Origin of the sequence: Pseudomonas corrugata, from assembly GCF_001269905.1 — a bacterium.
Lineage (GTDB): Bacteria > Pseudomonadota > Gammaproteobacteria > Pseudomonadales > Pseudomonadaceae > Aquipseudomonas > Aquipseudomonas corrugata.
In genome coordinates, this window is sequence record NZ_LHVK01000009.1 from 435,426 (window position 1) to 454,831 (window position 19,406).

At 61.8% G+C, this 19,406-nt stretch carries 20 protein-coding genes; 4 read left to right on the forward strand and 16 right to left on the reverse strand.

What is annotated here, in order from left to right; genetic code table 11:
* Positions 1 to 38: 38 nt before the first annotated feature.
* The 11 genes from pdeM to AD665_RS16115 all read right to left on the reverse strand — a co-directional run bounded on the left by pdeM (position 39) and on the right by AD665_RS16115 (position 14,113).
* The gene (gene pdeM, locus AD665_RS16065; RefSeq protein WP_053192775.1) at positions 39 to 692 is read right to left on the reverse strand and encodes a ligase-associated DNA damage response endonuclease PdeM; all 654 of its coding nucleotides are present in this window, start codon (positions 690 to 692) and stop codon (positions 39 to 41) included.
* Positions 692 to 3,178: a ligase-associated DNA damage response DEXH box helicase gene (locus tag AD665_RS16070; protein ID WP_053192777.1), complete on the reverse strand. Its 2,487-nt coding sequence runs from the start codon at positions 3,176 to 3,178 to the stop codon at positions 692 to 694. The genes pdeM and AD665_RS16070 overlap by 1 nt, the downstream gene beginning before the upstream one ends.
* A gap of 161 nt (positions 3,179 to 3,339) precedes the next feature.
* Positions 3,340 to 4,104 carry an ABC transporter ATP-binding protein gene (locus AD665_RS16075; protein ID WP_024780120.1) on the reverse strand — a complete coding sequence of 255 codons (765 nt, stop codon included), beginning with the start codon at positions 4,102 to 4,104 and terminating at the stop codon, positions 3,340 to 3,342.
* A gap of 13 nt (positions 4,105 to 4,117) precedes the next feature.
* Positions 4,118 to 5,236: a succinylglutamate desuccinylase/aspartoacylase family protein gene (locus AD665_RS16080; protein ID WP_024780119.1), complete on the reverse strand. Its 1,119-nt coding sequence runs from the start codon at positions 5,234 to 5,236 to the stop codon at positions 4,118 to 4,120.
* Positions 5,237 to 5,254: 18 nt separating this feature from the next.
* Positions 5,255 to 5,965, reverse strand: a complete 711-nt coding sequence (locus AD665_RS16085; RefSeq protein ID WP_024780118.1) for an ABC transporter permease — start codon at positions 5,963 to 5,965, stop codon at positions 5,255 to 5,257.
* A complete protein-coding gene (locus tag AD665_RS16090) occupies positions 5,962 to 6,690 on the reverse strand; it encodes an ABC transporter permease (protein WP_024780117.1) in 729 nt (242 codons plus the stop codon). The genes AD665_RS16085 and AD665_RS16090 overlap by 4 nt, the downstream gene beginning before the upstream one ends.
* A gap of 57 nt (positions 6,691 to 6,747) precedes the next feature.
* Entirely contained in the window at positions 6,748 to 7,530 is a 783-nt protein-coding gene (locus tag AD665_RS16095) for a transporter substrate-binding domain-containing protein (RefSeq protein WP_024780116.1), read from the reverse strand.
* A gap of 379 nt (positions 7,531 to 7,909) precedes the next feature.
* The gene (locus AD665_RS16100) at positions 7,910 to 9,598 is read right to left on the reverse strand and encodes an ATP-dependent DNA ligase (protein ID WP_053192779.1); all 1,689 of its coding nucleotides are present in this window, start codon (positions 9,596 to 9,598) and stop codon (positions 7,910 to 7,912) included.
* Positions 9,595 to 10,620, reverse strand: coding sequence for a ligase-associated DNA damage response exonuclease (locus tag AD665_RS16105; protein WP_053192781.1), 1,026 nt, complete (start codon positions 10,618 to 10,620; stop codon positions 9,595 to 9,597). Before AD665_RS16105 ends, AD665_RS16100 begins: the two co-directional genes overlap by 4 nt.
* Positions 10,621 to 10,847: 227 nt before the next feature.
* Entirely contained in the window at positions 10,848 to 13,298 is a 2,451-nt protein-coding gene (locus tag AD665_RS16110; protein WP_053192783.1) for a penicillin acylase family protein, read from the reverse strand.
* A gap of 170 nt (positions 13,299 to 13,468) precedes the next feature.
* Positions 13,469 to 14,113 (reverse strand): glutathione binding-like protein, encoded by a 645-nt coding sequence (locus AD665_RS16115; RefSeq protein ID WP_053192786.1) that lies wholly within the window; start codon positions 14,111 to 14,113, stop codon positions 13,469 to 13,471.
* Between the two features lie 154 nt (positions 14,114 to 14,267).
* Between AD665_RS16115 and AD665_RS16120 the strand changes: the two genes are divergently transcribed.
* A complete protein-coding gene (locus AD665_RS16120) occupies positions 14,268 to 14,825 on the forward strand; it encodes a cysteine hydrolase family protein (RefSeq protein WP_053192788.1) in 558 nt (185 codons plus the stop codon).
* Between the two features lie 168 nt (positions 14,826 to 14,993).
* Here AD665_RS16120 and AD665_RS16125 read toward each other — a convergent pair whose 3' ends face one another.
* The 4 genes from AD665_RS16125 to AD665_RS16140 all read right to left on the reverse strand — a co-directional run bounded on the left by AD665_RS16125 (position 14,994) and on the right by AD665_RS16140 (position 16,740).
* Complete coding sequence (locus AD665_RS16125; protein ID WP_003198420.1) at positions 14,994 to 15,197, reverse strand: SEC-C metal-binding domain-containing protein; 204 nt, start codon at positions 15,195 to 15,197, stop codon at positions 14,994 to 14,996.
* A gap of 5 nt (positions 15,198 to 15,202) precedes the next feature.
* Complete coding sequence (locus AD665_RS16130) at positions 15,203 to 15,670, reverse strand: LEA/WHy family protein (RefSeq protein ID WP_392397210.1); 468 nt, start codon at positions 15,668 to 15,670, stop codon at positions 15,203 to 15,205.
* An 81-nt stretch (positions 15,671 to 15,751) separates the two neighbouring features.
* Entirely contained in the window at positions 15,752 to 16,228 is a 477-nt protein-coding gene (locus AD665_RS16135; RefSeq protein WP_024776343.1) for a YchJ family protein, read from the reverse strand.
* Positions 16,229 to 16,242: 14 nt separating this feature from the next.
* Positions 16,243 to 16,740, reverse strand: coding sequence for a DUF6231 family protein (locus AD665_RS16140; RefSeq protein ID WP_024776344.1), 498 nt, complete (start codon positions 16,738 to 16,740; stop codon positions 16,243 to 16,245).
* A gap of 191 nt (positions 16,741 to 16,931) precedes the next feature.
* On the opposite strand from AD665_RS16140, the gene AD665_RS16145 reads away from it, so the two are divergent.
* The 3 genes from AD665_RS16145 (at position 16,932) to AD665_RS16155 (ending at position 18,818) form a co-directional block, all read left to right on the forward strand.
* Positions 16,932 to 17,627: a PA1041 family peptidoglycan-binding anchor lipoprotein gene (locus tag AD665_RS16145; protein ID WP_024776345.1), complete on the forward strand. Its 696-nt coding sequence runs from the start codon at positions 16,932 to 16,934 to the stop codon at positions 17,625 to 17,627.
* 167 nt (positions 17,628 to 17,794) lie between these two features.
* Entirely contained in the window at positions 17,795 to 18,067 is a 273-nt protein-coding gene (locus AD665_RS16150; protein ID WP_053192789.1) for a DUF1145 domain-containing protein, read from the forward strand.
* The gene (locus AD665_RS16155) at positions 18,060 to 18,818 is read left to right on the forward strand and encodes a hypothetical protein (protein ID WP_024776347.1); all 759 of its coding nucleotides are present in this window, start codon (positions 18,060 to 18,062) and stop codon (positions 18,816 to 18,818) included. The genes AD665_RS16150 and AD665_RS16155 overlap by 8 nt, the downstream gene beginning before the upstream one ends.
* A 123-nt stretch (positions 18,819 to 18,941) precedes the next feature.
* Here AD665_RS16155 and AD665_RS16160 read toward each other — a convergent pair whose 3' ends face one another.
* Positions 18,942 to 19,406, reverse strand: coding sequence for a CopD family protein (locus AD665_RS16160; protein WP_053192790.1), 465 nt, complete (start codon positions 19,404 to 19,406; stop codon positions 18,942 to 18,944).

The following is a 19,406-nucleotide window of genomic DNA, read 5'->3' on the forward strand; positions in this document are numbered from 1 at the left end:
CAGGACCTCACTTGTGGCTTGCAGCTTAAAACTTGCAGCTATACCGGCCACATTTCGTTATCGCCAATGACAAAAATCCTGCAGTCGTTGTCCTGCTCGACCCGATAGCCGCCTGTAAAGGCGCCGAAGGCCGGTAGCAGGCTGATGGCGCTGCCCAGCCGGAAGCACGCCAGGCGCAGGCGCTGGCGGCCTTTGCCGTTCAAGTGATACACCGGGTGTACGTGACCGGCCAGCACATGGCGACTCGGATGCGGGTCGGGTTCGTGTTGCACCGCGAAGGGGCCCAGCAGCAGGGGTTCTGGTACCACGCGAATGTTCAGCGAGGGCGGTGGATCGCCGGCGTGTTTGTCATGGTTGCCGCGAATCAGCGTCATGGCCATGTTCGGATGCCTGTCCCGCCAATCTGAAAGGGCCTTCAGGGTACCCGGCGCGTGTGAGCCAGGGCCGTGGAGAAAATCTCCGAGGAAAATCAGCTGTCGGCACGGCAGGCTCGCCAGTAATCCATCCAGGATCGCGATGTTACTGGCGGTGGTGCCGTGGGGCACCGGTTGGCCGAGCCTGCGATAGGCGGCGGCCTTGCCGAAATGCACGTCTGCCACCATCAGGGTCTCCTGGGCGGGCCAATAAATGGCTTTTTCCGGTAGCAACCAAAGCTCTTCGCCGGCCAGGCTGACGGGATAAGGCGCGGGCATCAGGCATCACCCCGCTCGGCAGTCTTTTCCAGTTCGCTGACCATTCGCCTGATGCGATCGGCAAGCTTTTCCGAACTCAAGCTTTCCCTGAACCGCTCCACCAGCAATGGAAAGCCCAGTGGAGTGGGGCGCTTGATGATGTGCAGGTCCAGCTTCAAGGTGTTGAGGCGTTCCAAGGTCTGCTCCAGACGACGTATATCCAGTTCTTCACGCAGAACTTCTTCTCCGGCCTGGGCCAGCAAGAGGTTGTCGGCGTCGTATTGCTTGAATACTTGAAAGAACAACCCGCTGGAGGCCTGGACCTGCCGGGTGCTTTTCGGTGCGCCGGGGTAGCCGGCGAATACCAGACCGGCGATCCGGGCGATCTCGCGAAAGCGTCGAAGGGCCAACTCCCCGGCGTTCAGGCTGGCGAGCACATCGGCCAGCAGGTTGTCGGTGCTCAAGAGCGTGGGATTCAGGTAGTGCGACCAATCCAGTGCCGTGGCACTGAGCAGTTCGAGGCCGTAGTCGTTGACCGCAATGGAAAAGGTCAGCGGTTCCTGCTGGCTGACGCGCCAAGCCAGCAGGCTAGCCAGCCCCAGATGCACCTGGCGTCCGGCAAACGGGTACAGGAACAGGTGCCAGCCTTCCCGGGACTTCAGCGCTTCGGCCAGCAATGAAGTCTGCGTGGGCAGGCCGGACCAGCGCTGCTGAGTCAGTAACAAGGGCTGTACGGCTTGCATCTCCGGGCCCTCGAAGCGCCCCGCGGCGGCCTCGCTCAGGCGCGCCACCACGGCGGCAGCCAGTTCGTTGGAAAGCGGCATCCGCCCGCCGTTCCAGCGCGGCACGGCGGCTTTTTTCGCTTGGCTGCGACGCACGTAGGCGGTCATGTCCTCAACCCGGACCAGTTCCAGCAATCGTCCGGCGAACAGGAAGCCGTCCCCCGGTCGCAGGCGGGCAATGAAGCCTTCTTCCACGCTGCCCAGGGTTTTGCCGCCGCCGCCCTTGGTCCAGAATTTCAATTGCAAGCTGGCATCGCTGACGATGGTGCCGATGCTCATGCGATGACGCCGGCCCAGGCGCGCGTCGGGGACTCGCCAGATGCCGTGCTCGTCTGGCTCGACCCGACGGTAATCGGGGTAGGCGGTCAAGGACAGGCCGCCATGGCGCACGAAAGCCAGGGCCCAAGCCCATTGCGTTTCGTGCAGGTCACGGTAGGCCCAGGCGCTGCGCACTTCCCGGTACAGCTCATCGGGTACGAAGCCGCCGCCCAAGGCCATGCTGACCAGATGTTGCACCAGCACATCCAAAGGCTTATGAGGCGACTCACGAGGTTCGATGCGCCGCTGGGTCACCGCATCCCGAGCGGCGACGGCTTCGATCAACTCCAGGCTGTGGGTCGGCACCAGGGTGATCCGCGAGGTTCGTCCCGGTGCGTGACCTGAGCGCCCGGCACGTTGCATCAGCCGCGCCACACCCTTGGCCGAGCCGATCTGCAATACCCGCTCGACGGGCAGGAAATCCACACCCAGGTCCAGGCTGGACGTACACACCACCGCCTTGAGTTGACCGTCCTTGAGCGCACGCTCGACCCAGTCCCGGGTATCGCGGGACAGCGAGCTGTGGTGCAGCGCGATCAGTCCGGCCCAGTCAGGACGCGCTTCAAGGAGCGCCTGATACCAGATTTCGGCTTGCGCCCGGGTGTTGGTAAAGACCAGGCAACTGTTGCTGGCGTCGATTTGCGCGATGACCTGGGGCAGCATTTTCAGGCCGATGTGGCCGGCCCACGGAAAACGTTCGAGGGCAGGGGGCAGCAGCGTATCGACCCGCAGCGTTTTGTCATTGGCCCCTTGGATGCTGATACCGTTGCCTCGGGGGATCAACACCTGCTCGGCGTGGGCCTGATTACCCAGGGTGGCGGACACGCCCCAGACGATGAGTTCGGGGTACCAGTGCCGCAGCCGCGCCAACGCCAGTTGCAACTGCACGCCTCGCTTGTTGCCCAGCAGTTCATGCCATTCGTCCACTACGACCATGCGCAACGTTGCCGTTGCTGTTTGCGCATCGCTGCGGGCAAGCATCAGGGTCAGGCTCTCGGGGGTGGTGATCAGTGCCGTGGGCAGGCGCCGGCCTTGGCGGGCCCGTTCGCTGGCACTGGTATCGCCGGTGCGCAGGCCTACGCTCCAGGGAATCTGCAGATCCGCCAGCGGCGCTTCGAGGGCTTTGCCAGTGTCGGCGGCCAATGCACGCATTGGCGTGATCCACAGGACGGTCAGCGGTTCGACCGCAGGTTTGCGTTTGCGCGGCTTATCCGGGGGCGGGGCGGTACGGGCGAAACGGTTGAGGGCGGCAAACCACAGCGCGTAGGTTTTGCCCGCTCCGGTGTTGGCGTGCAGCAACCCCGATTCCCCACGCTTGACTGCCGCCCAGACCTGTTTCTGGAAGGCAAACGGCTTCCAGCCGCGGGCGCTGAACCATTGGTTTGCGAAGTTGTTGGATGTCGCCATGCCTGCCGCGTGCGCCCTGGAAGTCTTCTTTCAAGGACCACGGCGGCAGGGGAAAGGTTTAAATAGGCGGATGGAGTTACCGCAGATTGCTCTGCAAAACCCTGTGGCGAGGGGATAAATCCCCTCGCCACACGTTTTTCACGCTGTTCTGGTATAGGGTTCTATTTCAGGTTGCCGCTGAGGAACTGCTTCAGCCGCTCGCTGTTCGGATTGCCCAGCACATCTTCCGGCGCGCCTTCTTCTTCGACCAGGCCTTTGTGCAGGAACAGCACCTGGTTCGACACCTTGCGGGCGAAGCTCATTTCGTGGGTCACCATGATCATGGTCCGGCCTTCTTCAGCCAGCCCCTGGATGACCTTCAACACTTCCCCCACCAATTCGGGGTCCAGGGCCGAGGTCGGTTCGTCGAACAGCATCACCTCCGGTTCCATCGCCAGGGCGCGGGCGATGGCCACGCGTTGTTGCTGGCCGCCGGACAGGAACGCAGGATACTGCTCGGCCACGCGCGCCGGTAGTCCGACCTTGTCCAGGTAGCGATGGGCTCGCTCGTCGGCTTCCTGCTTGCTGATGCCCAACACCCGGCGTGGCGCCATGGTGATATTTTCCAGCACGGTCATGTGGCTCCACAGGTTGAAGTGCTGGAACACCATGGCCAAGCGTGTACGGATGCGTTGCAATTCGTCGGCGTCGGCCACATGCATGCCATGGTGGTCCTTGATCATCTGGACCGGTTTGCCGTCCAGGCTCATGGCGCCGTCGTTGGGTTGTTCCAGGAAGTTGATGCAGCGCAGGAAGGTACTCTTGCCCGAGCCGCTGGCGCCGATCAGGCTGATGACGTCGCCGGTCTTGGCCTTGAGCGAAACGCCCTTGAGCACCTCATGTTCGCCGTAGCTTTTATGCAGGCCTTCGATGGTCAGTTTGTACATGGAACAGGCATCCTCAAGGCGAAAGTAGGTAGCCGCTGCGGTAGGCTTCGGCGCCGGCGACATGGGCGATGACCATGCCAGCGGTGGCCATGCGACGCAGCGAGCGGGCGTACATCAGCCCGGCATTGCAGCAATGAATGGGGGTGACGGTGTCGTTGACCGGGTCGATGATTTCCGCCACCAATTGACCGGCCTCCAGATACTCGCCAGGCAAGGCGGCATAGACCAGTAACCCGCCCACGGGGGTCGCCACCGGCTCGACGCCTGCCAGCGGCGTGGCTGGATAAGGCAATTCGGGCAGAGGCATCGGTTCGCCTTCGATGGCGCCGTAGCGGATCAGGTATTCGATCAGGGCCTGGCAGTCGAGGCTCGCCAGCCCATGGTTGACGTCGCCCTGGCCGCGCAATTCGACGGTGACCGAAAAACTGCCCAGGGGAATCTCGAAGCGTTCGCCGAAGCGCTCCTTGAGCTGCCACCAGAGCAGGGTGAAGCATTCATCGAACGACTGGCCGCCCGAGTCGGTTGCCAGCAGGCTGGCCTCGGCGCCTATGTAGCGGGCCAGCGGTTCGACCTGGGGCCAGGCTTCCGGCGTGGTATAGAGGTGCGCCACGGCTTCGAAATCGCAGTGCAGGTCCAGCACCATGTCGGCGTCGCAGGCCAGCCGTTGCAGGGTCAGGCGTTGGGATTGCAGTTGTGTGGCAGCGGTCTGCCGGGCAAGGGCATCGCGCAGGCTGGTGCGGATCAGCATCAGGTTGTGCTGGGGGTCATGGGTGAGCAGGTCTTCGATCTCGTTGCCGACTTCCTCGCTCAGGTCGACGAAGCGACGATTGAAGTTTTGCCCGCTCTCCAATTCGTAGCGACCCAATGGCACATCCATCAGCACTTGTTCGAGGCCGATGGGGTTGGCCACGGGCACCAGTACGATTTCGTGTCGCAGGTGGCCGGACGCCTCGAGCGCCGCCAGGCGTTGTTTGAGATGCCAGGCCACCAGCATGCCGGGTAGTTCATCGGCATGCAGGGAGGACTGGATGTAGATCTTACCGACGGCTTTTTCCGGGCCGAAGTGAAAACTGTGGATCTTGCGTGCGGTCCCCGGCAGCGGGGCCAGCAGGTCATGGATCTGGTGGCGCATTTGCTTGTGTGTCCTGGACTAATGAGTCGGCCCGAGAAAGGCCAGCCAGCGGCGCTCGGCGAGGCGGAAGAGGCCTACCAGTGCGAAGGTGACGGTCAGGTAGATCAACGCGGCGATCCCGAACGATTGGAACGTCAGGAAGGTGGCCGAGTTGGCATCCCGGGCCACTTTCAGCACGTCTGGAACGGTAGCGGTGAATGCCACGGTCGTCGAGTGCAGCATCAGGATCACTTCGTTGCTGTAGTAAGGCAGCGAGCGCCGCAGTGCCGACGGCATGATCACATAGGCATACAACTTCCAGCCGGTCAGGCCGTAGGCCTTCGCTGCTTCGACTTCGCCGTGGTTCATGCTGCGGATCGCCCCGGCAAAGATTTCCGTGGTGTAGGCGCAGGTGTTCAGGGCGAAGGCCAGGATCGTGCAGTTCATCGCATCGCGAAAGAAGCTGTCGAGCAGGGGTTGGGCGCGCACCGCCGCGATGCTGTAGATACCGGTGTAGCAGATCAACAGCTGGATATAGAGTGGTGTGCCGCGGAACAGGTAGGTATAGAACTGCACAGGCCAGCGCACGGAGCGCTTGGGCGAAACCCGGGCGATGGACAGCGGGATCGAGACCAGGAAGCCAATCAGCAACGAAGCGCTGAGCAGCCACAGGGTCATCGCCAGGCCCGTGACGTTGACGCCGTCGCTGTAGAGAAACGGCCGCCAGTACTCTTGCAGGAGTTCGATCATCGCACTGCCTCCCGTGTTCCGGCGGCGTAGCGGCGTTCAAGCCTGCGCAGAATGAAGTTGGACGCGCTGGTAATCAGCAGGTAGATCAGCGCCGCCAGCACCAGGAAGTAGAACAGTTGATAGGTGCTCTTGCCCGCATCCTGGGCCGCCTTGACCAGATCGGCCAGGCCGATGATCGATACCAGCGCGGTGGCCTTGAGCATCACCATCCAGTTGTTGCCGATCCCCGGCAGGGCAAAGCGCATCATTTGCGGAAACACCACGAAGCGGAAGCGCTGGCCGCGCTTGAGGCCATAAGCGGTGGCGGCTTCGATCTGGCCCCTCGGCACCGCGAGGATCGCGCCGCGAAAGGTCTCGGTGAAGTACGCGCCATAGATGAAGCCCAGGGTAATCACTCCGGCGCCGAACGGGTCGATCTCGATGTAATCCCATTCCAGGAAGTCGGTAAGAGAGGTCAGCCAGGTTTGCAGGCTGTAGAAGATCAACAGCATCAGCACCAGGTCCGGCACGCCGCGAATCAGCGTGGTGTAGAGCTGGGCCGGGATTCGCAGCAGTTTGACCGGGGACAGCTTGGCGCTGGCGCCCAGCAGGCCGAGCAAGACGCTCAATAATAGCGACAGGGCCGCCAGTTTGATGGTCATCCAGGTGCCTTGCATCAGCAGCGGGCCAAAGCCCTTCAGGCTGAAGGCGGAGAGCCCCAGATTTTGTAAGAGTTGTTCGAGCATGAAAGAGGCCTTTGGCAGTCGAAAAGCGCCCATCCGTGATCGGATGGGCGCTGCGCATTATTTGCCGCTGTACAGATTCAGATCGCCAAAGTGTTTCTTCTGGATTTCGGCGTATTTGCCGTCGTCGTGTAACGCTTTGATACCTTTATCCAAAAGTGCCTTCAGGTCTTTGTTACCTTTCTTGATACCGACGGCGGTCTTGGAAGGCAGCAGTTCGCTGTCCACCGGCTTGCTGACTTCATAGTCGGCGCCCTGAGGGGACTTCAGGAAACCCAGCTCGGCTTGCAGCATGTCCTGGATCGACGCGTCGAGACGGCCGGAAACCAGGTCGGCATAGACTTGATCCTGGTTGGCATAGGCCTGGGTCTTGACGCCGGCCTTGTCCAGTACTGCCTTGGCGTAGGCTTCCTGGATGGTGCCCTGTTCGTAACCGACGGTTTTGCCTTTGAGCGAGGCGAGGTCGGTGCTCAGGCCAGAGCCTTTCTTGAATACGAGGGAGGTCGGGCCGGAGAACAGTTCGTTGGAGAAGTCGATGACTTTCTCGCGGGCCGGAGTCACGGTCATGGACGAGATGACACCGTCGAACTTGTTGGCCTTGAGGCCTGGGATCATGCCGTCGAAATCACTTTCGACCCACTTGCATTTGACCTTCAGTTCTTCGCATATCGCATTGCCCAAGTCGATATCGAAACCTACCAGGCTGCCATCGGCTGCCTTGGATTCGAATGGAGCATAGGACGGGTCGACACCAAAACGCAGTTCCTTGTATTCCTTGGCCGTGGCGGCGCCGGCGGCCATGCACAATGCCAGTGCAGAAAGGGTCAGCAGTGCTTTTTTCATTATCGAGTCCCTAAAACCATGATGAGCGCTTGTGGCGCATGAAGTTTTGTTACCGGTGCAGGTAAGAACGGTAAGACGGCATAAAGGTAGCAATTTCCGAACCACAGTGCCGAACAAGTGTTTTAAAAAGCTTCGGCGACAGGCAGTGGAACGTGTTGGTGCGCGAAGCGAAGCGTACATCAAAAGGCGCACCGCAGTGGTGCTCCGCAGGGTCGGCAAGAAGCATGTTCTGTGGCGAGGGGATTTATCCCCGCTGGGCTGCGCAGCAGCCCCTTGGCTCTGTCTGACACACCACAGTGGCTGAAGTTTTTTGGGGCCGCTTCGCAGCCCAACGGGGATAAATCCTCTCGCCACAATTGATAGTGCAGCCACAGAGAGGTTATTTCAGCAGGTCCTGGAGCGTTGCCAGGGTATCGGCGTCTTCGACGGTCTTGTCCTGGCGCCAGCGCAGCATCCTTGGAAATCGCACCGCAATCCCGCTCTTGTGGCGCCTGGACAAGGCAATGCCTTCGAAGCCCAACTCGAAAACCAGGGTGGGCGTGACACTGCTTACCGGACCGAACTTCTCCACGGTGGTCTTGCGCACGATGCTGTCGACCTGGCGCATTTGCTCATCGGTCAGCCCCGAATAGGCCTTGGCGAACGGCACCAGGTTGCGCTCGCGGCTGCCCGGCGGGTTGTCCCATACGGCGAAGGTGTAGTCGCTGTACAGACTGGCCCGGCGACCGTGACCGCGTTGAGCGTAGATCAACACAGCGTCGACGCTGAACGGGTCGATTTTCCATTTCCACCACACTCCCATGTCCTTGGTCCGACCGACGCCATACAGGGCGTTGCACGCTTTGAGCATCATGCCCTCGACGCCGAGGCTACGGGACGCTTCACGCTGGCGGGCGAGGTCGAGCCAGTCCTGGCCGGTGACGATCGGCGACGGCAGCAGAACCGGGCTCTGGGAATCTGCAATCAGCGCCTCCAACTGCTCACGGCGCTCGGCCTGGGTATGGCTGCGCCAATCCTCTCCTTGCCATTCCAGCAAATCGTAGGCCATCACCACCACGGGGGCCTCTTCGAGGATTTTCTTGCTCAGGGTCTTGCGACCAATGCGCTGTTGCAACAGGGCGAACGGTTGTACGGCCGGTTGCAGCGGTGCATCCGCATCGAAGGCATCCCCGGTCACCGGTCGCGAGGTTTTCCAGACCACGATTTCGCCGTCGATCACCGTACCGTCGGGCAGCAGCGATGTCAGGGTGTGCAATTCAGGGAAGCGTTCGGTTACCAGCTCTTCGCCTCGGGACCAGACCCACAACTGGCCGTCGCGCTTGATCACCTGGGAGCGGATGCCATCCCATTTCCATTCCACTTGCCAATTGCTGGGCGGCCCCAGTAGCGCGTCGAACTGCTCTGCGGGGGCGGACAAGGCATGGGCCAGGAAAAACGGATACGGCTGGCCGCCACGTTGGGCATGTTCATCCTCGGATTCGGCGGCGATCAATTTGAGGTAACTGTCAGCCGTCGGGCGATGGGACAGGTCGGTGTAACCCACCAGGCGCTGGGCGACCCGTTTGCTGTCCAGCCTGGCCATTCCGGCCAGGGCCCGGGTCACCAGCAGCTTGGAGACTCCGACACGGAAGCTGCCGGTGATGAGCTTGATGCAGAGCATCAGGCTCGAGCGGTCGAGTTGTGCCCACAAGGTGGGTAGTCGCAGTGCCAATACCTCAGGCGTTTCACCGCGCAGCGGCAGCAGTTTCTCCTCTACCCACAACGCCAGGCCTTCGGCAGAAGTGTGAGGGGACTCCGGCAACACCAGGGAAATGGTTTCGGCCAGGTCTCCCACGGCCTGGTAACTTTCTTCGAACAGCCAGGGCGACAATCCGGATACCTGTACGGCCAGGTCTCGGAGGATTTTCACCGGTACCAGTTGCCGGGGGCGGCCCCCGGACAGGAAATACACGGCCCACGCTGCATCTTGGGGCGGAGCCTGAGTGAAGTAGCGTTGCATGGCCGCCAGCTTGGCGTTGCTGGAGGTGGTGGCGTCCAGGTCGGCGTAGAGTTCGGCGAAGGCTTTCACGATGCGTCCTCGCCAGTGGCGGCGATGACGTCTTCTTCATCGTCGCCGTATTCGGTGTTGAAACCCTGGGCGTCGAGGCCGAGCTCGCATAAATGCCGCACCAGCACGCTCACCGCCCCGTGCGTGACCATGACCCGCTCGGCGCCGGTCTGTTCGATGGCCCAGAGCAGGCCGGGCCAGTCGGCGTGATCGGAAAGCACGAAGCCCCGATCCACGCCACGCCGCCGTCGGGTACCCCGCAGGCGCATCCAGCCGCTGGCGAAGGCATCGCTGTAGTCGCCGAAACGGCGCATCCAGCTGCTGCCACCGGCCGACGGCGGGGCGATGACCAGGGCCTGGCCCATGATCGGGTCGTTCTTCTGGATGTCACCGGCGTAAATCGTCGGCGGCAAATGAACCCCGGCCTCGCGGTAGACCCGGTTCAACGGCTCCACCGCCCCGTGGGCAAGGATGGGGCCCAGGCTGGCGTCGATGCCATGGAGAATCCGCTGGGCTTTACCGAAGGAATAGCAGAACAGCACGCTGGCCCGGTTGGCGGCAATGTTTGCGCGCCACCATTGATTGATCTCGTCGAATATCTGCGCCTGGGGCTGCCAGCGATAGATGGGCAGGCCGAACGTGGATTCGGTGATGAACGTATGACACTTCACTGGCTCGAACGGCGTGCAGGTGCCGTCGGGTTCGACTTTGTAGTCTCCGGATGCCACCCAGACCTCGCCTTCATGCTCCAACCGCACCTGGGCCGACCCCAGCACGTGGCCGGCAGGGTGAAAGCTCAAGGTCACGCCGTGATGTCGCAGGCGTTCGCCGTAGGGCAGGGGCTGCAGATGGATGTCCTGGCCCAGTCGCGAACGCAGGATGCCTTCACCGGGGGCTGCTGCCAGGTAGTGCTGATTGCCACCGCGGGCATGGTCACCGTGGGCATGGGTGATGACCGAGCGCTCAACCGGACGCCAGGGGTCGATGTAGAAATCCCCGCGCGGACAGTACAGGCCTTCAGGGCGGGCAATGACAAGATCCATGCAATCACCGGGGCGATGGGCTTGTCAGGTAGAGGCGATGGCGGGATCAGAAGTTCTATCGGGTTTGGGTGGAGAGGCGCCTGCCCTCTGTAGGAGCTGTCGAGCAACGCGAGACTGCGATCTTTCCTATGACACTTGAATCTCAAGCGAAAGATCAAAAGATCGCGGCCTCTCGTTGCTCGACAGCTCCTACGACCGCGGTCTGACGGGAGCAAGCCTGGGACGCCTTATTTACCGGGAACGAGGGTCAACCGAGTCTTGCCATACCCCCGATCGAAGTTCTGCGGTTGCAGCGGCAGGCTTTGGTACTGCCCCTTGATCCACGAATCGACGCCATTGACGTAGTAGGGGCTGGCCGCGTTACCCGACTGGCCGCTGCCGCCCTGGACCATCAACGGCTCGGGCTGGCCGAAGTCGACGATAAAGCGCATATCCGGCGCCTGGGTGGTGTTGAAGTCCAGGCCCCAGGCGAACGCCGCAGTGTTGAGCGTGGTGGCATCGCCGCCGGCCGATAGCGGACCGCGTACGACCTGGCCGCGGCCGTTTTTCCACGCGTAGCTGTGCAATTTGCCCCACTGCCAGGCCTTGTGGTCACCGCCCAATTGGCTATCGCCGGCACTGATGGTCGCCGCCAGGCTGCGGGCGAGGATAACCGCCTTGTCTTCCTTCTGCGGGGTTCGCACGTCATCCCAGAACGGGCTGTCTTCGCGTCCCAGCAGGTGATCGGCCTGGGCCGAATAGGACAGCTGTCCGTTGGCAACCAGCGCTTTCCACGCCGGGCTGCTTTCCGGGCCCAGTTCGTCGAGGAAAATCTGCTTCATGCTCTCCTGCAGGAACAGTTCGTAGATGGCCGCATCGGCGGAGATCGGGCTGAGTCGGCCATCAAATGCCATCAGGCGGGTATAGGCTTCGCGGGCTTTGGCCCGGTCAGCCGCTGGCAGGGCTTCGATTGCCTGTTTGAGGGGCTGGGCCATGCCAGGGGCTTCGAAGACTTTCTTGAGTTTGGCCGCGAACGTCGTGGTCTGGTCGTACTGCATGGCGGTCAGGCTGCGGATGTCGTGCTTGCTGGTGCCGGCCAGTTCGGCCAGGCGTTCACCCCGTTCCGGCGCAGCCCAGGAGTTGGACAGCTGCATGCCGTAGCCATGGGGTATGACCCGCTGGTTGGCGTTGCCCAGCCAGCCCTGGTTCGGATCCTGATCGTAGGGATGCGCCATCGGATCGGCGTAGCCTTCCCAGTCGTAGCGACCATCCCAGCCCGGCGATGGCAACAGGCCTTCGCCTTCCCGGCGGTTCGGATAGCGACCGGTGACTTGCCAGCCGATGTGGTTGGCGTCGGCAAACACCAGGTTCACTGTCATGGCCCGGATTTCACGGCTGGCGTCGGAGGCTTTCTCGGCGTTCTGTGCCCGGGACAGGTCGAAGAATGCGTCCAGGGTCTTGTCGTCGGTCAAGCCCGGTGTCTGCAAGGCCAGACCGAAGCCATTGGCCGTGGCCGGACCCTGGACGCTGTTGAGCAATGGGCCATGGCGGGTTTCGTACACGGCTTCGCGAATCGACCGCTGACCTTTTATGAAGTAGGTTTCGTTGCGCACCGTCGCCGGCTGCCATTTGCCGTTGACCTCGTAGGACAAGCCATTGCCCTGACGCCGGATTTTTTCCAGGAACAGATCCTGGTTGTCCCCCTGCACGCTGCTCATGCCCCAGGCCACGTCACCGTTGTAGCCCGCCAGAATCAGGGGGATGCCAGCCACGGAGACCCCGGCCGCCTGATACTTGGGCGCGCGGATCTGCACCACACTCCATAACGACGGCACGTTCAGCGGTCCGTGGCTGTCGCTCGCCAGCAGGCTCTTGCCGTTGCGGCTGCGTTGCGGGGCCATGGCCCAGCTGTTCGAAGACGTAGTCCCCAACAGGTTCAGCTCAGCCAACTGGCGGGTGGCGTTGTTGATTTCGTTCAGACCCGGGATCTGGCCGTTGAGCCGTACACCCTGGAGCTTGTCGGCTTCGCCCTGGGGCAGGGGTTCGTCCGGGTAGGACGGGTTCAGCCAGGCCAGCTTGTCCTGGCTGACGGTCTGGGCCATTACCAGGGCGGCAATTTCTTCCGGCAGGTTGGCCGACTGGCTGAAGTTCAACAGGCAGAACATCAGCGCCGAATCTTCCGGTTTCCAGTATTCGGGTTTGTAGCCGGTGGCGGCCAGGTCGGCCGGCAGTTTATCGCGGTAGCGGAACAGGTAGGCGTTGACGCCGCGGGCGTAGACTTCGAAGAAGCGCTTGAGTCGCGGCGAAGAAGCCTTGTACAGCTCATCGGCACTTTTCTTCAGGTTGACCGCACGCATGTAGCGGTCGACGTCCAGCCGTTCGGCCCCGGACATTTCCGCCAGCCTACCCTGGGCCAGCAGGCGCATGGTCACCATCTGGGTGATTCGGTCGCTGGCGTGGACGTAGCCGAGGGCGAACAGCGCGTCATGGAAGCTGTTGCTCTCGATCAGTGGCATGCCCATGGCATTGCGCCGAACCGAGACGTTTTGCGCCAGCCCCTTGAGTGGTTGCACGCCGGAAGTCGGTGGGAGACTGTCCTGGGTATTCCAGGCCTGGCAACCGCTCAAACCGAGCACACTGGCCACGGCGGCAGCAATGCCGAGCCGGGGGAAGAAGAAATTAGAGGCTGGCGAGGCCATGACAAAGCTCCTGCGGGAGGGGGGCGGCAAATAAAGGCGCTACGTTAGTGAGCAGGAGGGGGCCGCGCAAGCGGGGGCGGGGGTTATTTGTGAGTTTGGCGATGAAACTCCGTGCGACGGTACGCCTGGTTATCTGTGGCGAGGGGATAAATCCCCTCGCCACAGGTTGCTCAGGGCTTCGGTGGATTGATCTTATCCAACAGCGCATAGGCCCTCACCGTGGCCGGGCGCTCCTTGATGCGATTGAACCAGCGCTGCAGGTTCGGGAAGTCCTCCAGGCGCTGGCTTTGCCATTGATGGGACACCGTCCAGGGGTAGATCGCCATGTCGGCAATGCTGTATTCGCTGCCCGCCACAAAATCACGGTCCGCCAGGCGTCGATCCAGCACGCCATACAGGCGAGCGGTTTCGTCGACGTAGCGCTTGATCGCGTAGGGGATCTTTTCCGGCGCGAACCGGCTGAAGTGATGGTTCTGCCCGGCCATCGGCCCCAGGCCGCCCATCTGCCAGAACAGCCATTGCAGGACTTCCCGTCGCCCGCGCAGGTCCTGTGGAATGAAATGGCCAGTCTTTTCCGCCAGATACAGCAGGATCGCGCCCGACTCGAACAGCGAGATCGGCTCGCCACCGTCGGCGGGTTCATGATCGACAATGGCCGGAATGCGGTTGTTGGGGGCGATCTTCAGGAAATCCGGTTTGAACTGCTCGCCCTGGCCGATGTTGACCGGATGTACCTTGTAGGGCAGGCCGGCTTCCTCCAGGAATAACGAGATTTTATGGCCGTTGGGGGTGGTCCAGTAATACAGGTCGATCATGGAGGGCTCCAGATGAGACAGCGTAATGGATGGACAACAAACGACGACGGGTGTCGTTTTCTTTTGTCCGAAGGCTTGCCTGTAGTAAGAGGTGATGCTCCAGTGTGGAAAATTCAATGACCGGGTAAGCGAAAGCCGGAACGGAGTGATAGACATGGAACTAGAGAAAAATGCAGCGTTGATCCTCATCGATCAACAGAAAGGCATCCTGCATCCCAGGCTCGGTTCTCGCAACAACCCCGAGGCTGAGCAGCGCATGCTCGAACTGTTGGCCTTCTGGCGAGATTCGGCGCGGACGGTGATTCATGTCCATCATCTGTCCCGTTCGCCGGATTCGGTGTTCTGGCCAGGGCAACAAGGGGTGGAAGTCCAGGAGCGGTTCGAACCGCAGGAAGGGGAATGGTTGATCCACAAGGACGTACCGGATGCGTTCTGCGCCACTCACCTGGAGGCTGACTTGCGCCGGGCGGGGATCGGACAATTGGTCATCGTCGGTGTGGCGACGAACAACTCGGTGGAATCCACGGCGCGTACGGCAGGTAACCTGGGCTTCGATACCTGGGTGGCCGAGGACGCCTGTTTCACTTTCGACAAGGCCGATTATTTCGGGCGGGCCCGTTCGGCCGATGAGGTGCACGCCATGTCCCTGGGCAACTTGCATGGCGAGTATGCGACGGTGGTCAGTGCGAAGCGGATTCTGGCGGCGGGCTGATCGCGTGGGAGCGGGCTTGCTCGCGAAAGCGGTTTGCCGGCCAACATATGTGCCGAATGTGATGGCTCTTCGCGAGCAAGCCCGCTCCCACGCTGAATATCGCAGGTCACCCTGTGGGAGCGAGCCTGCTGATGACTCAACCGGCGAAGCCAGGCTCCGCCCCGGTCATCAAGCCCCGTGGCACTTCTTGAACTTCTTGCCATTGCCGCATGGGCAAGGGTCGTTGCGGCCGACATCCTTCAAGGCATTGCGCACTGGCTCCTGATGGGCATGGCCGCAATTCGGACCATGGACGTGGCCGTGGTCATGATCGTGGTGATGGTCGTGATCGTGGTTGCAATCAGGACCGTGAACGTGGGGTTGCTGGGTCATCGGGGTTACTCCGCAGTAAAATCGGCGGCGATTATCACGCCATTGCGCTTCAGGTGCACGTAGTGGGCGATGAATAATCCGGTTTCCAACTCACCTTCCAGACGATAGGGGATCTGCTGGCGGGGTTTCTCGAGCAGTTTCACCACGTCTCGCACCTGCGGCCACAGGTTGGTGCGGATCGGTATCTTGAAGAAGCCACTTTGCCCGGGAGGGACGGTGAACCAGTGCTCATGCTCACCTTCGGTCAGCAGCAGGTCGCCCAGATGGATCCGGTAGGTCAGGCCGCGCACGGTCAGGTCGCTGTCGCCAGGGTTGTCGACTCGCAGATGCAGCATGAACCGCTGCTCCAGCAGCCGGGCCCGCACCACTTCGACCCTGACCAGATGCACCTGGGGCTCAGAGGCCTCGTCGGTTTGCCAGGACGCACAGCCGTCAAGCCCAATGAACAGCAGCAGGCAGGTGATGCGTAGCATATGTAATGAAAGGGTCATGTCCGCGCCTCTGCTTTCAGTCTAGCCCGCTGACAAAGGGGCAAGCGTCGGACGTTTCCGAAATCAGCGAGCGAAGTAACCCGCACAGCACTTCTTGAATTTGTGCCCGCTGCCGCATGGACAACTGTCGTTGCGCCCGGCCCTGACCGGCACGGTCGGGTCGATGAAGTACCAGCGCCCATCGTTTTGCACGAACGACGACTGTTCACGGTGGCTGTGTTCTCCCTGGCCGTCATGCCAACGCGCGGTGAAGGTGACAAAGGCATGTTCCGGTTGTCCACCGAACACCTCGCTGCTTTCCACATCCAGTCCCAGCCAGGTGCTTTTGCTGCTCCACTCACTGATGGACAGGCGATCGAGCCCCTCCTGCTGGGCGGGCAGGGTGGTGCTCACCAGGTAATCCACCAGCCCCAGTACATAGGCACTGTAGCGCGAACGCATCAGGGCTTCGGCGCAGGGGGCCGGGTGGCCGTCATGGTAATGGCCGCAGCAGGCATTCAACAGGTTGCCACTGCCGCAGGGACAAATGGTTGCGTGCAGGCTTGTGTTCACAGCTACCACCAATATTTTCCGAAGTTTTCGGGGTTGGCCCAAAAACGTGAATTGAGCCAATCGGGGACTTGTTTGTATTCAAGCAGATCGTAGGTAAACAAGGTCAGCACCTGTTCCTCGCGCTGGAACCGTTCGCTGGCTTGCAGGGCCAGGGAAAAGAAGTCCGTTTCCTGCCAGCCGCAGGCAGCGAGGTCCGCCAGCACGACGATGCGGCTGGCGTTGAGATTACGGATGCCACCCAGCAGGTTCAGACCGTCGCGCTTGGGCACATGTTCCAGGCAATCGAGTGCCAGGGCCAGGTCGAAGCGCTGTCCGGCGACGTCCACCGGCAGCGGGCCGGGAGCGACCTGGACCACTTCGGTATCGGGATGCGCCTGCCGGAACGCCTCGAGGGCAGGAAAGCTGCTGGCGCCGATCAGCAGCAGTTTTCGCGGAGCGTAACGGTCAAGCACGGCAGCCAGTGCTTGCTGGGGGGTGCGCGATGAAATGGCAACGGTCATTGAAATTCCTCGATCAGAACCGCCACGATAGCCTGCCTGGACAACGTGGCCTAGAGCGGTTTGCACTAAAACGTGCCGAACAGTCGCAAACACTGGGCAAAATCCGCGATAGCGCGGTGCTGGCGCAGATCCTCACTCGGGTCTTTACTCCCCTGAATCGGTGCAAAGCCGATCCCTCAAGGAGAAACCCAATGAGCATAGTTCGGACAGCGTTACCCCTGGTTCTGCTAACCGGTGTGTTGACTGGTTGCGCAGGTTTGCAAAAAACCGACTGGCCGACCTGTGCGGCCGCCGGTGGCGTGGTCGGCGCGGGATTGGGCGCCACTGAAAGCACCTCCTGGGCCGGCGGCGGCGCGCTGTTTCTCGGCACCATGGCGGCCGCCTATTGCTGGGTGCACGGAGACGGTGACGAAGACGGCGATGGTGTGCCGGACAGCCGCGACAAGTGCCCGGGCACACCGAAGGGTGTGCAAGTCGACGCAGATGGCTGCCCGCCGCCGGCCCCGGCGCCAATGGCAGAGGAGCCGGTTGTCGTCAAAGAGGAAACCATCGTGGTTCGCGATGTGCATTTCGAATTCAACAAGTCCACGTTGACGCCGGCCGACAAAGAGGTACTGAGTGGTGTCGCGACCCGTCTGAAACAGGAATCGTCCACGGCCCAGCTTCGGGTGACCGGTCATACCGACAGTGTTGGCAGCAATGCCTACAACCAGCGACTGTCGGAAAAACGGGCCAATTCAGTGGTGCAGTACCTGGTTGAAAGCGGCGTGCCTCGTGCCAGTTTCGTCTCGGTGGCTGGTGCCGGTGAGAGTCAGCCGGTGGCCGACAACAAAACCGCCGATGGACGCGCCATGAACCGTCGCACTGAAATCAAGATAAACCGCTGACCCCTGTGGCGGGGAGCTTGTTGTGGTGGGGGCTCCCTCGCCACGACAAGCTTTCCAGCCAATATCTGCAGGCTTTGTCACATGGATTAAATTTGCTCCGCCCTCTGGCTTAACCAGCGCGCAAGCCGTTACTGTGCGTGCAAAGAATAATGTTCACTGGGGGGCGTATGAAGGTGTTGTGGGGGCTGGGGCGCTTGTTGACCCTGTTGTTCTGGCTGGTGGTGCTGGTCAATCTGGTCGTGCCGTTCGTCCATCCGCTGCATGTGCTGGTCAACCTGGCCGGGGCGTTGCTGTTGGCGGTCCATTTGCTTGAGCTGCTGCTGTTCAGGGCCCGTTTTCGCGGCTTGCTCTCTCCCGGTCGTGAACGCCTCAGAGTGCTGCTGTTCGGCATCTTTCATCTGCAAACCCTCCCGACTGCCGCAGAGGCCTCTCATGCGTAAATTGTGTCTGCTCGCTGCATTCGTGTGCCCATGGGCGAGTGCTCAAGTGCTCCAGGTGGAAACCCACTCGTTGATGCGCCTGCCCAATACAGCCACTACCTTGACCCTGGAGCGGCTGGACGTCGCCGATTACGGCACGTTGCTGGTGCCGTCGAACGTCACTCAATTGTCCATTGGTCAATTGCACCTGGGGCGCGAGGCGCGGATCGCTATCGTGCCTGCGCAACAGCCGCTGGCGATGAGCGTTACCCAGGCGGAACTGGCTGATGGCAGCCAGATCACTTCCCGCGGCGCGCCGGGCACCTATACGAAGGCTGCGCGGCCGGGACGCGATCTCAACCTGCGTTTCAATGCGTTGAATGCCCCGGCGCTGTCGGTGGATGCCCGTGGCGGTACGGGTGCGCCAGGCTACGTGGGCCTCGACGGTGCCAACGGGCAGGCTCCGGGTTGTACCTGGGGGGCTGCCGGGCGCGGTGCCGACGGCAGCAATGGCAGCGATGGCCAGCCAGGCGCGGCCGGTGCACTGGTGCGCCTCGAACTGCCTCGTGATTACCCCGCCGAGCGGATCAAGGTTGTGGTCGATGGCGGCGTCGGTGGCGCGGCGGGGCCCGGCGGCAAGCCTGGCGCCGGCGGCAAGGCCAAGGGATGTTTCGTCTACACCGCCGACGGCGGTAAAAGTGGCCGCCCCGGAGCCGCTGGCCAGCCTGGACCTGCCGGAGCGGCGGGCACAGTGACCGTGCAACGATTCTAAGTCCAGGAAATAAACCCTGTGGGAGCGAGCCTGCTCGCGATAGCAATCCATCAGTCACATCAGGGCTAACTGACCGGACACAATCGCAAGCAGGCTCGCTCCCACAGGGGCTGTACGCAGTCTTCAGAACATCGGCCGGGCCGCGCCAATCGCCACCACCAGCAATCCGATCAGCAAGTTGCCCCCCACCAGCTTGCGGATTTTTCCCAGCACCGACGCAGCCGTCGGCCAGTCCTGCGCCGTCACGGCGTTGCGCAATGCCGGCAATTGCAAGCTCTGGATACGGATGAACAGGGCTGCCATCACCACATACAGCCCCATCATCACCTGTACGTAACGTGGTGCCGTTTCGAAACCGGCGAAGCGCACATGAATCAGTCCTACGCCGCTGATCGGCAAAAGCACCACCGCCACCCAGACCCAGATGAAAAAACGTTGAAACACTTCTACCCACAGTTTCAGCCGGGCAGGGCCCTCAAGCGCCGTCATTGCGGCGGGGCGCAGGATCATCCAGGCGAAAAACATGCCGCCAACCCAGACCAGGGCCGCCAGCAAATGCAGGGTGTAGATGAAGGCAAAGGGTGTCAT